Source organism: Burkholderia sp. MSHR3999 (assembly GCF_000833595.1).
GTDB lineage: Bacteria > Pseudomonadota > Gammaproteobacteria > Burkholderiales > Burkholderiaceae > Burkholderia > Burkholderia ubonensis.
Genome location: NZ_JRFO01000007.1, coordinates 2265590 through 2279025 on the forward strand (window position 1 = coordinate 2265590; position 13436 = coordinate 2279025).

The 13436-nt window shown below is 67.9% G+C and carries 12 protein-coding genes; 5 read left to right on the forward strand and 7 right to left on the reverse strand.

The window, feature by feature from the left end; genetic code table 11:
• Positions 1–20: 20 nt before the first annotated feature.
• From KY49_RS33330 to KY49_RS33345, 4 genes are read right to left on the reverse strand one after another with little or no spacing between them, the layout of a single operon-like run.
• A complete protein-coding gene (locus KY49_RS33330; RefSeq protein ID WP_042588488.1) occupies positions 21–1616 on the reverse strand; it encodes a DHA2 family efflux MFS transporter permease subunit in 1596 nt (531 codons plus the stop codon).
• Positions 1613–2917: a glycosyltransferase gene (locus KY49_RS33335; RefSeq protein ID WP_042588489.1), complete on the reverse strand. Its 1305-nt coding sequence runs from the start codon at positions 2915–2917 to the stop codon at positions 1613–1615. Before KY49_RS33335 ends, KY49_RS33330 begins: the two co-directional genes overlap by 4 nt.
• 17 nt (positions 2918–2934) lie before the next feature.
• Entirely contained in the window at positions 2935–3504 is a 570-nt protein-coding gene (locus KY49_RS33340; protein WP_042588490.1) for a methyltransferase family protein, read from the reverse strand.
• 47 nt (positions 3505–3551) lie between these two features.
• Entirely contained in the window at positions 3552–4454 is a 903-nt protein-coding gene (locus KY49_RS33345) for an alpha/beta fold hydrolase (RefSeq protein ID WP_042588491.1), read from the reverse strand.
• A 730-nt stretch (positions 4455–5184) separates the two neighbouring features.
• On the opposite strand from KY49_RS33345, the gene betI reads away from it, so the two are divergent.
• Genes betI through betA form a run of 3 tightly spaced genes read left to right on the forward strand, consistent with a single transcriptional unit; the run spans position 5185 to position 9008 of the window.
• The gene (gene betI, locus KY49_RS33350) at positions 5185–5769 is read left to right on the forward strand and encodes a transcriptional regulator BetI (protein WP_042588492.1); all 585 of its coding nucleotides are present in this window, start codon (positions 5185–5187) and stop codon (positions 5767–5769) included.
• A gap of 34 nt (positions 5770–5803) precedes the next feature.
• Positions 5804–7285, forward strand: coding sequence for a betaine-aldehyde dehydrogenase (betB, locus tag KY49_RS33355; RefSeq protein WP_042588493.1), 1482 nt, complete (start codon positions 5804–5806; stop codon positions 7283–7285).
• Positions 7286–7307: 22 nt separating this feature from the next.
• Positions 7308–9008 (forward strand): choline dehydrogenase, encoded by a 1701-nt coding sequence (gene betA / locus KY49_RS33360; protein WP_042588494.1) that lies wholly within the window; start codon positions 7308–7310, stop codon positions 9006–9008.
• A 91-nt stretch (positions 9009–9099) separates the two neighbouring features.
• Here betA and KY49_RS33365 read toward each other — a convergent pair whose 3' ends face one another.
• From KY49_RS33365 to KY49_RS33375, 3 genes are read right to left on the reverse strand one after another with little or no spacing between them, the layout of a single operon-like run.
• Entirely contained in the window at positions 9100–9705 is a 606-nt protein-coding gene (locus tag KY49_RS33365) for a dual specificity protein phosphatase family protein (protein ID WP_042588495.1), read from the reverse strand.
• A gap of 6 nt (positions 9706–9711) precedes the next feature.
• Positions 9712–10206, reverse strand: a complete 495-nt coding sequence (locus KY49_RS33370; protein ID WP_042588496.1) for a hypothetical protein — start codon at positions 10204–10206, stop codon at positions 9712–9714.
• Entirely contained in the window at positions 10203–11345 is a 1143-nt protein-coding gene (locus KY49_RS33375) for an MGDG synthase family glycosyltransferase (protein WP_042588497.1), read from the reverse strand. The genes KY49_RS33370 and KY49_RS33375 overlap by 4 nt, the downstream gene beginning before the upstream one ends.
• A 323-nt stretch (positions 11346–11668) precedes the next feature.
• Between KY49_RS33375 and KY49_RS33380 the strand changes: the two genes are divergently transcribed.
• Together KY49_RS33380 and KY49_RS33385 are read left to right on the forward strand one after the other, a co-directional pair.
• A complete protein-coding gene (locus KY49_RS33380) occupies positions 11669–12628 on the forward strand; it encodes an ABC transporter ATP-binding protein (RefSeq protein WP_042588498.1) in 960 nt (319 codons plus the stop codon).
• Positions 12625–13386 (forward strand): ABC transporter permease, encoded by a 762-nt coding sequence (locus tag KY49_RS33385; protein ID WP_042588499.1) that lies wholly within the window; start codon positions 12625–12627, stop codon positions 13384–13386. Before KY49_RS33380 ends, KY49_RS33385 begins: the two co-directional genes overlap by 4 nt.
• The last annotated feature ends 50 nt before the right edge of the window (positions 13387–13436 follow it).

Here is a 13436-nt window from a genome sequence, read left to right on the forward strand (position 1 = left end):
TGCCTCCAAGGAACGCGTTCCTAATGACCGAAGGACGCCGCCGCGCCCCGCTTCGGCCGGGTGAGCCACATCATCGCGGCGAGCACGAGGCACGTCATGCTCGCCATCCAGAACATGTCGCCCGTCGCCATCATGTACGCCTGCTGCTGCACGATGCGGTGCAGCGTCGTCAGTTCGCGCGTGCCGTCGATGCCCATCGCGTTGAGCGTGTGCACGAAGCGCTGCGTGTTCGCCGCGGCCTGCGTAACCGATTGCGACACGACGTCGTAGTGATAAGTCGCGCGGCTGTCCCACAGCGTCACGCTCATCGCGGTGCCGAACGCGGCCGACAGCGTGCGCAGGAAGTTCGACAGGCTCGACGCGGCGGCGAGCTTGTCGTCGGGGATGCGCGACAGCGTCGCTGCGGTCAGCGGAATGAAGAAGCACGGCAGCCCGATGCCCTGGATCAGCCCCGGCGTGACGATCTGCGCGAACGTCATCTTCAGCGTGAAGTGCGCGTCCCACGCGAGCACGCCGGCGAACACGAGAAAGCCGAAGGTCGCGAGCACGCGCGCGTCGAAGCGGTGCGCGTGCAGCCCGACGAGGATCGAGAACACCAGCGCGAGGATGCCGAGCGGCGCGGTCGCGAGCCCCGCATGGAACGCGTTGTAGCCCATCACCGCCTGCAGCCACAGCGGGAACACCACGCCGACCACCGAGAAGCTCATCATCCCGAGCGAGATGATCAGCACGCAGAACGAGAACGTGCGGTCGCGGAACAGGCTCAGCTCGACCACCGGATGCGCTTCGCCCGCTTCCCAGATCAGCAGCGACACGATCGCGATGCCCGCGACGATCGCCAGCGTGACGATCAGCGGCGAGCCGAACCAGCCTTCGTCGTGGCCGAGGTCGAGCACCGCCTGCAGCGCGCCGACGCCGATCACGAGCAGCACGATGCCCGGCACGTCGATCGGGCCGGCCGCGCCGCGCTGCGCGTCGGGCCGCAGCATCGCGGTGCAGACCGCGAACGAGAAGATGCCGATCGGCAGGTTGATCAGGAAGATCCACGGCCACGAGAAACTGTCGATGATCCAGCCGCCGACCACCGGCCCGAAAATCGGCGCGAGCAGCACCGTCATCGCCCACAGCGCGAGCGCGACCGTGCGCTTCTCGGGCGGGAACGCGCGCAGCAGGATCGTCTGCGACAGCGGCACCATCGGCCCGGAGAACAGCCCCTGCAGCGCGCGGCACACGACCAGCACGTGCAGGTCGCGCGCGAGGCCGCACAGCAGCGACGTCAGCGTGAACAGCAGCACCGCGCCGACGAACAGCCGCAGCTCGCCGATGCGGCGCGCGAGCCAGCCGGTGAGCGGCACCGCGATCGCGGCGGCGACCGAATACGAGCTGATCACCCAGGTGCCCTGGCTGTTCGACACGCCGAGACTGCCCGAGATCGCCGGCACCGCAACGTTGGTCACGGTCGAATCGAGCACTTCGATGAAGGTCGCGAGCGACAGCGCGAACGTCAGCAGCGCGAGGCGCGCGCCGCGCAGCGGGCGCGCGGCCTGCGCCGCCGGCGCGACGTTCGGCACGGCCGGGGCGGCGCTCGCGGCGTGCCGCGACGAAGCGGTGCTCATGCGCCTGCCGCGGCGACGGCGGCCGGCGCGGACGGCCCGGGCATGCGGCCCGGCTCCGGCGCGAACCGCTCGATGAAATCCGCCGCGCGCTCGCACCCGTTCACCGCGCCGGTGATCCGCGCCCGCACCCGCGCGCCCTGCGCCGCGAAACCGGGATCGTCGAGCACGCGACGCAGCGCCGCGCCGAGCCGCGCGCCGTCGACCGGACCATCGATGCGCACGCCGCAGCCGCTCTGCGCGATGCGCTGCGCGTTGTCGAAGTGGTCGTGCGCGAACGGCGTCACCACCTGCGCAATGCCGGCCTCGTAAGCGAGTGCCGCGGTGCCGATGCCGCCGTGGTGCACGAGCGCGCGGCAACGCGGCAGCAGCGTGCGCATCGGCACGAAGCGCCGCACGAGCAGGCGGCCGTCGCCCGGCAGCGCATCAGTCGACGCATCCGCCGGCGTCAGCAGGATGCCGCGCGCGCCGGTGGCGCGCAGCGCTTCGCCGACGGCGCGCGCATACGCGGCGTGATCGACGAGCGTGGAGCCGGCGGTGAACACGACCGGCGGCTCGTCCGCCGCGAGGAACGCATCGAGTTCGGCATCGTCGTCGCGCTCGCCGACGTCATTGAACAGCGGAAAGCCGCTTTGCAGATGCTGCGCGGGCCAGTCCGGCTGCGGCGGCGCGAACCAGTCGGGAAACAGGCACAGCACGCCGTCGGTCGAGTGCAGCCAGCGGCCGAGCACGCGCCGCGCGGGCGGCAGCCCGAGGTCCGCGCGCACGGCGTTCAGCGCGGGGCCGCACACGCGATCGAGCACGAGCCGCTCGATCAGCGTCATCAGCGCCGACTTCACCGGCAGCGGCCAGCGCGCGGGAATCGTCAGGCGCGGGTGCGTCGGCGGCGCATGCGCGGACAGGAGCGTCGACGGCGACACCTGCACCGACACATACGGGGTGCCGTGCAGCTCCTGCATGAAGCGCGCGGAGAACGCCCACAGCGTGCCGACGAGCACGGTGTCCGCATCCGTCAGCGCGCGCAGCGCGTCGTAGTGCGGCCGCAGCACCGGCGCGATCACCTGCCACAGCGTGCGGAACGACGTGCGCGGGTTCCACAGCGCCGGATTCGCCATCGCCGCGTCGTATTCGGCGGCGGTGCCGACCGGCACGAACGCGAAGCCGAAGCGCCGCGCGGCCGCCTCGAACGGCGGATGCGTGCAGAACACGATCGCGTGGCCGCGCGCCGCCAGCGCGCGCGCGATGCCGAGCAGCGGATGCACGTCGCCCGCCGAACCGATCGCGGTCACGATTACCTTCGCCATCGGGCGCCTCGCGGGAGTCAGTAGAAGCCGGGGATCAGCGCCGCGACCTCGCGGCGGTACTGCGCGTAGGCCGCCCCGAAATGGCCGGTCAGCCAGCTCTCCTCGACGCGCACCTTGTAGGCGAGCGACGCGAACACGAGCAGCACGCCGAGCGCGCCGCGCCACTCGCCGCCGAGCAGCGCGGCGCCGGCGAGCGCGAGCAGGCAGCCCGTATAGATCGGATGCCGAACGAGTGCGTACGGGCCGCTGCGAACGAGCTCGTGGCCGTCCTTCAGCGTGACCGACACGCTCCAGTTCGTGCCGAGATGCCGCCGCGCCCACACCGAGAACAGCAGCCCGGCGATCAGCACGGCGAGGCCGGCTGCCGACTGCAGGCCGAAGCGCTGCCAGTCGGGCGTGAGCGCCTGCCACGTCGGGTCGGGCAGGATGATCAGCGCGCCGCCGGCGATCAGCGGAATCGACTGCAGCGTGCGCGAGCGCGACGCCTCCTTGCGCACGGTCGCCTTCACGGCCTTCGACGTGGCGATCCAGTAGGCGAGCCACGCGGCCCACGGAACGACGATGGCGATGCTCTGAACGATATTCACGGCTGGCCTGCCTCGTGTGGAGTGGAGAAACGGATGGCTGCGCGGCGTCACGACGACAGCGCGGGCCACGGCGCGTTCACGCATGCCTGCGGCACGTCGGGCGACTCGCCGGCCGCGGCCTGCGCGGCGCCGCAGAGGAAGCCGAGCAGCTCCGCGCGCGTGCTCTCGCGCTGCGCGCGGCCTTCGATGTCGAGGAAATGCCCGGCGGCCGGTATCGTCGCGAACTGCGCGCGCGGCACGTGCGCGGCGAGCCGGCGGACGTCGGCCGGCGTCGTGTATTCGTCGAGCGCGCCGTTGACGAACTTCAGCTCGCAGCGGATGTTCGAGAACTCGCTCAGGTAGCGCTCGGGCTGCAGCGACAGGATCTGGTCGACGTGGAACGCCACCTGGTCCTGCTCGTCGCGCGGCAGCCGCGTCAGGTAGCGGTAGTTGTACAGCTTCATGATGCGCGGCAGGTAGCGGCCCACGGTATCGTTGAGCAACTGCGCGGCCTTCAGGTTCTCGCCGGCGGCGATGTGGTCGCGCGCGCGGGTCACGTAGTCGACCATCGCGTCGTTGAGGAACGGCGAGAACGAGCAGATCACCGCGCGCCGCACGCTCGGGCAGCCGCGCGCGAGCGCGAACAGCGACGCGACGCCGCCCCACGACACCGACACGAGGAACGCGGGCGCGAAGCGCTCGACGAGGTGCTGCAGGATCTCGACCTCGTCGTCCTTCGTCAGGACGAAGCAGCCCGGATTGTGCTGGCGCGACTGCCCCGCATACGGCAGGTCGAAGCAGATCGTGTTCATCCGCTCGCCGAGATACTGGACGGTCTGCCCGAACGACGCGGTGGTCGCGAGCGCGCCGTTGACGAGAATGGCCGAGTCGAAGGCCGGATCGAAGATCTGGCGCTCGACGTAAACCTTCAGGCCATTCGGCAGCGGGACCACGTGTTTTTCCGTCGGCATCGTCGTTCTCCCGGTGGATTCGGCGTCTCGGCATGGTTGCGTGCTGCACGCGCACGCGTGCGCGACGGCCACGCGCCGGCCCCCCCGGCGCGAGCCTCGATCGCGCTGTCGCCGACGCACTGCGTCAGGTTCGGCTGCGTCGATTGATTCACGTCAATGCGGCGCAATGTTAATACGCGTCAAATTGATTACTCAAGCCGCACCAAATATCCCCTCTACTCAGGCAGGGAATACGCCGGATTCAAATTTTTTCCGCATTTTTTATGGTATGCGGAATGGCACAGCGCTGGCCGGAAATCGTTTCCATTGCAGCATCACCAAACCGGAAACAGCATCAGTATTCGTTAATATTCAATGTGTTACAACGTTTTAAACGAGTTTCGGCAACGCGCCTCATCCGCCCCTCTTCCATTCGAATGTTTCTTCGTTTTCCGCAGCGCCACTAAAATCGTCCGCATCAACATTCTTTCATTGAGAAGCAATCCGAAAATATCCCGCTATTCGTTAACCAATTCGTTCAGTTCAGAATCCCGTTTTAAACAAACTTCGCTTTAATTAAAAGTCTTACGATTTCATTTTCCGCAACCGCACATTGCTTGCGCCGCATCGGTCGCCCGCTGCCTCTCCCGCTTTCCCTCAGACCCCAGTTTTTTTATTGATTGAACGTTCAATAAAAAACCGCTAAGCTCTCGGCTTCCATCCATCCGCCGTCCGTGCACAAGGAGTCGCGATGCCGAAAGTGGGAATGCGGGAAGTCCGCCGCGCGCAGTTGATCGATGCGACGCTGCGCTCGATCGACGAAGCGGGCCTGCCCGGCACGACGCTCGCGTCGGTTGCGCAGCGCGCGAACATCTCGACCGGCATCGTCAGCCACTACTTCGGCGACAAGGACGGCCTGCTCGAAGCGACGATGCGGCACGTGCTGCGCGACCTGTGGTCGGCCACCACGCGCCGCCGCGTCGCCGCGCGCAAGGACCCGCGCGCGAGGCTGCGCGCGATCGTCGCCGCGAACTTCGACGACACGCAGATCAGCGCGCCCGTGATGAAGACGTGGCTCGCGTTCTGGTCGCAGAGCATGCACGAGCCGGCACTCAAGCGCCTGCAGCACGTCAACACGCGGCGCCTCTACTCGAACCTGTGCGCGGAGTTCGCGAAAGCGCTGCCGCGCGCGAAGGCGCGGGAAGCCGCCAGCGGCCTCGCCGCGCTGATCGACGGCCTGTGGCTGCGCGGCGCGCTCGCCGGCGGCCCGTTCGACACCCGGGCGGCGCTGAAGCTCGCCCACGACTACATCGATCTGCTGCTCGCGTCGGCGTGACGCGGCGCACGGTCGCCCCACCAAGGAGATCCTCATGTCCGTAATCGGTTTACCGCGCGGTTTGCAGCGCCTCTACATCGGCGGCGGCTACGTCGACGCCACCAGCGGCAAGACTTTCGACACCTTCGATCCGGCCACCGGCGAGCTGCTCGCGCAGGTCCAGCAGGCGAGCGCCGCCGACGTCGACCGCGCGGTCGCGTCCGCGCGCGAAGGCCAGCGCGAATGGGCGGCGATGACCGCGATGCAGCGCTCGCGCATCCTGCGCCGCGCGGTCGAGCTGCTGCGCGAGCGCAACGACGAACTCGCCGCGCTCGAGACGCGCGACACCGGCAAGCCGATCGCCGAAACGCTCGCGGTCGACATCGTCACCGGCGCGGACGTGATCGAGTACTACGCGGGCCTCGCGACCACGATCGAAGGGCTGCAGGTGCCGCTGCGCGCCGAGTCGTTCGTCTACACGCGCCGCGAGCCGCTCGGCGTATGCGCGGGCATCGGCGCGTGGAACTACCCGATCCAGATCGCGTGCTGGAAGACGGCCCCCGCGCTCGCGGCCGGCAACGCGATGGTGTTCAAGCCGAGCGAAGTGACGCCGCTGTCGGCGCTGAAGCTCGCGGAGATCTACACGGAAGCCGGCGTGCCGGCCGGCGTGTTCAACGTCGTGCAGGGCGACGGCTCGGTCGGCGCGCTGCTCACCGGCCATCCGGACATCGCGAAGGTGTCGTTCACCGGCGGCGTCGAGACCGGCAAGAAGGTGATGTCGCTCGCAGGGGCCTCGTCGCTGAAGGAAGTGACGATGGAGCTCGGCGGCAAGTCGCCGCTGATCGTGTTCGACGACGCCGACCTCGACCGCGCCGCCGACATCGCGGTGACCGCCAACTTCTTCAGCTCGGGCCAGGTCTGCACCAACGGCACGCGCGTGTTCGTGCACCGCTCGGTCAAGGACGCATTCACCGAGCGCGTGCTCGAACGCGTGAAGCGCATCCGCGTCGGCAAGCCGACCGATGCCGACACCAACTTCGGCCCGCTCGTGTCCGCCGCGCAGCTCGACAAGGTGCTCGGCTTCATCGAGAGCGGCAAGGCCGAGGGCGCGAAGCTGCTCGCGGGCGGCGCGCGCCTGACCGACGGCCACTTCGCGAACGGCCAGTACGTCGCGCCGACCGTGTTCGGCGACTGCCGCGACGACATGAGGATCGTCCGCGAGGAAATCTTCGGGCCGGTGATGAGCATCCTCGAATTCGCATCGGAGGACGAAGTGATCGCCCGCGCGAACGACACGCACTTCGGGCTCGCGGCCGGCGTCGTGACCGAGAACCTGTCGCGCGCGCACCGCACGATCCACCGCCTCGAAGCGGGCATCTGCTGGATCAACACGTGGGGCGAATCGCCGGCCGAGATGCCGGTTGGCGGTTACAAGCAATCCGGCGTCGGACGGGAGAACGGCATCACGACGCTCGAGCACTACACTCGGATCAAGTCGGTGCAGGTCGAGCTCGGCCGCTACAACCCGGTGTTTTGAGTCACGAAAAAGGAGAACCGTCATGACGACACGCGAATACGACTACATCATCTGCGGCGCGGGCTCCGCGGGCAACGTGCTCGCGACACGCCTGACGGAAGATCCGGACGTCACGGTGCTGCTGCTCGAGGCGGGCGGCCCCGACTACCGCTTCGACTTCCGCACGCAGATGCCGGCGGCGCTCGCCTATCCGCTGCAGGGCCGCCGCTACAACTGGGCGTACGAGACCGACCCCGAGCCGCACATGGACAACCGCCGGATGGAATGCGGGCGCGGCAAGGGGCTCGGCGGCTCGTCGCTGATCAACGGGATGTGCTACATCCGCGGCAACGCGCTCGACTACGACAACTGGGCGACGCACCAGGGCCTCGAGAACTGGACGTATCTCGACTGCCTGCCGTACTTCAAGAAGGCGGAGACCCGCGACGTCGGCCCGAACGACTATCACGGCGGCAGCGGCCCCGTATCGGTCACGACCAGCAAGCCGGGCGTGAACCCGCTGTTCGAGGCGATGGTCGAGGCCGGCGTGCAGGCCGGCTATCCGCGCACCGACGACCTGAACGGCTACCAGCAGGAAGGCTTCGGCCCGATGGACCGCACCGTGACGCCGCGCGGCCGCCGCGCGAGCACCGCGCGCGGCTATCTCGACCAGGCCCGCGCGCGGCCGAACCTCGAGATCGTCACCCACGCGCTCGCCGACCGGATTCTGTTCGACGGCAAGCGCGCGTCGGGCGTCGCGTACCTGCGCGGCAGCGAGCGCGCGACCGCGCATGCGCGCCGCGAAGTGCTCGTGTGCAGCGGCGCGATCGCGTCGCCGCAGCTGCTGCAGCGCTCGGGCGTCGGCCCCGGCGCATGGCTGAAGGAGCTGGACATCCCGGTCGTGCTCGACCTGCCCGGCGTCGGCCAGAACCTGCAGGACCACCTGGAGATGTACATCCAGTACGCGTGCAAGGAGCCCGTGTCGCTGTACCCGGCGCTCAAGTGGTGGAACCAGCCGAAGATCGGCCTCGAATGGATGCTGAACGGCACCGGCCTCGGCGCGAGCAACCACTTCGAGGCGGGCGGCTTCATCCGCACGCGCGACGACGATCCGTGGCCGAACATCCAGTATCACTTCCTGCCGGTCGCGATCAACTACAACGGTTCGAACGCGATCGAGATGCACGGCTTCCAGGCGCACGTCGGCTCGATGCGCTCGCCGAGCCGCGGCCGCGTGAAGCTGCGCTCGCGCGATCCGAACCAGCATCCGAGCATCCTGTTCAACTACATGGCCGAAGCGCTCGACTGGCGCGAGTTCCGCGATGCGATCCGCGCGACGCGCGAGATCATGCGCCAGCCCGCGCTCGACCGCTTCCGCGGCGAGGAGCTGAACCCGGGTGCGGACTTGAAGAGCGACAAGGACCTCGACACGTTCGTGCGTGCGCGCGCCGAAACGGCGTTCCATCCGTCGTGCTCGTGCAAGATGGGTTACGACGACATGGCGGTGGTCGACAACGAAGGCCGCGTGCACGGGCTCGAGGGGCTGCGCGTGGTCGACGCGTCGATCATGCCGATCATCACGACCGGCAACCTGAACGCGCCGACGATCATGATCGCGGAGAAGATCGCCGACCGGATTCGCGGGCGGCAGGCGCTGGCGCGTGTGGATGTGCGTTACTTCGTCGCGAACGGTGCGCCGGCGCGCAATGTCGCGAAGGCGGCAAGGCAGCCTGAGAGGGTTTGACCGGCGCGGGCCCACTGCCGGGCCGTTGCCTTTCGAACGCCGCTGACCGTCCCCGTCAGCGGCGTTTGCGCTTCTAGCGCGGCCTTGCCGCTCAGCCGGCGTTCGCTACGCCGGTTCGTTCGTCGACCTGCCGCCGCAGACGCTCGACATCGACATGCTTCAGGTAGTACGTAATGTTCTGCCAGATCGCATGAAACCCGTAGCCGCCATGCTGCAGCTCGTCGAGCGCCTGCTCCCTCGTCCAGCCCTGGTACACCATCCGATACAGCGCCGACACGAGGCCGGTGCGATCCGCGCCGTGCTGGCAGTGGATCAGCACCGGGCCATCCCGGTCCGCGTCGCGCAGCGCCCTGAGCGCCGCGACCATGTCTTCGTCACGGATGTACCAGGTGTTGATCGGAATGCGCTGCATCGTGATCTGCGTGCCGGCCAGGATGCGCTCGTCCGAGTGGAACGCTCGGAAGCTGATGACCTTGCGAATGCCGAGCTTCTGCAATTCCGGCACATCCTCCCTGGAAAGCAGCGCGCTGCGGTACAGCGACGGCGTGATGCGATGCAGGTTGTCCAAGCGCGCATCGGGAACGCTTTGCGCCCATTGAAGCGGTCGCGCGGCGACATCGGTAGACGGCTGCGCGCCGACGGGCTGCACGAGCCCCGCGAGCGTGACGGCAATCACGGCAATGACGGCAATTTTCATGGCGGTTCAGAAGGATGTGCGCTCCCGCGCGCGGGAAAGGAAGAACAGGACGATCGCAGCGGCGCTCATGGTCCAGTAGTCGGTCGGCGCAACGCCCAGCCAGTGGATATGCCACGGCACGTTGGCCGGGGTGAACCTGGCGAGACCATAGGCCGGGTTCAGGATGAACCACAGAAAATCCTCAGCCAGCCAGAACACCATGATGCAGGCGATGAGGCGCGCTTCGATGCGCCACGACCACTGTCCATTGAAGACGGGCGGCAGATGGAAGAACAGCGCGACGAACGGGAACACCCACGCGTGGTATCCGGTCATCGGACGCCCGCCCCAGAAGATATCGAGCAGCCAGTGCTTTTCGATGCGCCAGGTCGGCAGGTTGGCGGCCCAGCCCGCGCTGCCCTCGATCTGAATCTCGACGTTCGCGAAAAAGAACGCCAGCAGCACGACCCAGGCGACGAGCACGAGCGTGCGGCGCGTCGGAAAAAAACAGGACATGCTCATGCGCCAGGCTCCAGGCCCAGCACGCGGTCGAGCACGAAGCGCCCGGCCTGCGGCCGCCCGAGCGGGGCGAGGCGGCGGCGCATGTCGGCGAGGCGCTCGGGCGCCTGCAGCAACGCGCGGATGCGATAGACGAGCGCATCGTCGTCGATGGCCTTGAGCGCCACGCCCTGCTCCAGCAGGAAATCCGCATTGCGCTCTTCCTGGCCCGGAATCGGCGAGTTGACGATCATCGGCAACTGCATCGCCAGGCATTCGGAGGTCGTCAGGCCGCCCGGCTTGGTGATCATGAGGTCGGCGCATGCCATCAGGCGCTCGACCTGTTGCGTAAAGCCCTGCGGAAAGAGCCGGCCGGGATGTTGCGCGGCGAGCGCCTGCAACGACGCGAGCATCGCCTGGTTCTTGCCTGCCAGCGCGATGAGCTGGAAGTCGGCGTCCATCTCCAGCAGGCGCGCCGCCAGCACGTCGAGCCCGCCGAGGCCCGCGCCGCCGGACATCATCAGGAAGGTCGGGCGCGCCGGGTCCAGGCCGAACTCGGCCGCACAGGCCGCGCGATCGAGCGGCTGGCCGAACGCCGGCATGATCGGGATGCCGCTGACGTGCACGGCGTCGGGCGCCATCCCGCGCGCGCGCATGCGCCACGCGATCTCGTCGTTGGCGGCGAAGTAGCCGCGCATGTTGGGCACGACCCACATGCTGTGCAGGTCGAAGTCGGTCACCTGCACCCACACCGGCGCGTCGAGGCGCGCCTTGCGAATCTCGCGCGACAGCAGCTCGGCCGGCAGGAAGTGCGTGCAGATGATGGCGTCCGGGCGCTGCCGTTCGATCTCCGCGAGCAACGGCCGGCAGTTGAGCCGCTCGATCGCGCGCCGGATCTTCTGCGACGGCGCGCTGGGGTCCGCCTCGTCGGTCTTCTGGTACAGGTAGCCCCACAGTGCCGGCTGGCTGCTGACGAGCTTGATGTAGAGGTCGGTGTACAGCTTGCGGAAGCCGGTGGAAACGAAGTCCATCACGTCCAGGTGCGTGGCTTCGATGCCTGCCGGGTGGCTGTCCGCGAACGCGCGGATCGCCTCGGCCGCGCGGGTATGGCCGGCTCCCGCGCTGACGCTCAGGAGCAGGATTTTCTTGTTTTGTGTCGACATCTGATTGATCGATTTGATTGGTGTGATCCGGATGCGAGTTTGGCATAACACGCCATCGGCATAGAAGCCAATCCTCGCGGATCGCCCGCTGCCGGACGATCGTCGTCATCGCCGTTTGTTCAGCCACACCGAACAATCGGCAGATTTTCCGCGCGGCTGTCGCGCCCCCGGCAAACTCCGGTCGTCGTTGCTAAGATAGCGATCCCATCGCTTAGACGAACGCCGATCGAACGCCCGATGCCGCCTGCCCGCGCCACTTTCCGCCCTTCGCGCCCGCGCGCCGCCGCGCCGGCGCCCGCCCTCTCTCCTACCGGACCTCGCCCGTGAGCACGACCCCGATCCTGTCCGTCTCGAACCTGTCCAAGACCTACGCGTCCGGGTTCCAGGCCCTGAAGCACGTCAATCTCGACATCCGCGCCGGCGAAATCTTCGCGCTGCTCGGGCCGAACGGCGCCGGCAAGACGACGCTGATCGGCTCGATCTGCGGGATCGTCACGCCGACCGACGGCCGCGTGACGGTCGGCGGCCACGACATCCGCGACGCGTACCGCGCGGCCCGCGAGATGATCGGCCTCGTGCCGCAGGAGCTGACGACCGACGCGTTCGAGACCGTGTGGGCAACCGTGTCGTTCAGCCGCGGCCTGTTCGGCAAGGCGCCGAACCCCGCGCACATCGAGAAGACGCTGAAGGCGCTGTCGCTGTGGGACAAGCGCGACAACAAGCTGATGACGCTGTCGGGCGGCATGAAGCGCCGCGTGATGATCGCGAAGGCGCTGTCGCACGAGCCGCGCATCCTGTTCCTCGACGAGCCGACCGCGGGCGTCGACGTCGAGCTGCGCCGCGACATGTGGAAGCTCGTCGATTCGCTGCGCGAAAGCGGCGTGACGATCGTGCTGACCACGCACTACATCGAGGAAGCCGAGGAAATGGCCGACCGGATCGGCATCATCCAGGGCGGCGAGCTCGTGCTCGTCGAAGACAAGCACGAGCTGATGCGCAAGCTCGGCAAGAAGCAGCTCACCGTGCAGCTCGAACAGCCGCTCGCCGCGCTGCCGCCCGCGCTCGCGCCGTTCGGGCTCGAACTCGCGGACGCCGGCAGCGCGCTCGTCTACACCTACGACTCGCAGCGCGACGACGTGGGCATCGCGACGCTGATCAACGCGCTCGGCGCGGCCGGCATCGGCTTTCGCGACCTGCACACGACGCAGAGCTCGCTCGAGGACATCTTCGTCAGTCTGATCGACAACCGCCGCAACGGCTCACGAGAGGCAACCCTCGCATGAATTTCCAAGCAATCCGCGCGATCTACCGCGCAGAAATGGCCCGCACGCGGCGCACGCTGATGCAGAGCATCATCGCGCCGGTGATCTCGACGTCGCTCTACTTCGTCGTGTTCGGCTCCGCGATCGGCTCGCGCATCAGCGACGTGAACGGCATCGGCTACGGGTCGTTCATCGTGCCGGGCCTCGTGATGCTGTCGCTGCTGTCGCAGAGCATCTCGAACGCGTCGTTCGGCATCTACTTCCCGCGCTTCACGGGGACGATCTACGAGATCCTGTCGGCGCCGGTGTCGTACTGGGAGATCGTGATCGCCTACGTCGGCGCGGCCGCGTCGAAGTCGATGCTGCTCGGCCTCATCATCCTCGCGACCGCCGGCCTGTTCGTGCCGCTGCACATCCTGCATCCGTTCTGGATGGTGCTGTTTCTCGTGCTGACGTCGGTCACGTTCAGCCTGTTCGGCTTCGTGATCGGCATCTGGGCCGACAGCTTCGAGAAGCTGCAGCTCGTGCCGCTGCTGATCATCACGCCGCTGACGTTCCTCGGCGGCAGCTTCTACTCGGTCGACATGCTGCCGCCCGCGTGGCGCATCGTCACGCTGTTCAACCCGATCGTCTACCTGATCAGCGGCTTCCGCTGGTCGTTCTACGGGCTCGCGGACGTGCACGTCGGCATCAGCCTCGGCGCGACCACGCTGTTCCTCGCCGTGCTGCTCGCGATCGTCGCGTGGATCTTCCGCACCGGGTATCGGTTGAGGAACTGACGCGCAGCCGCGTCGCGGCGATGACGCATTTGGGCAAGCCCGCGACGTTT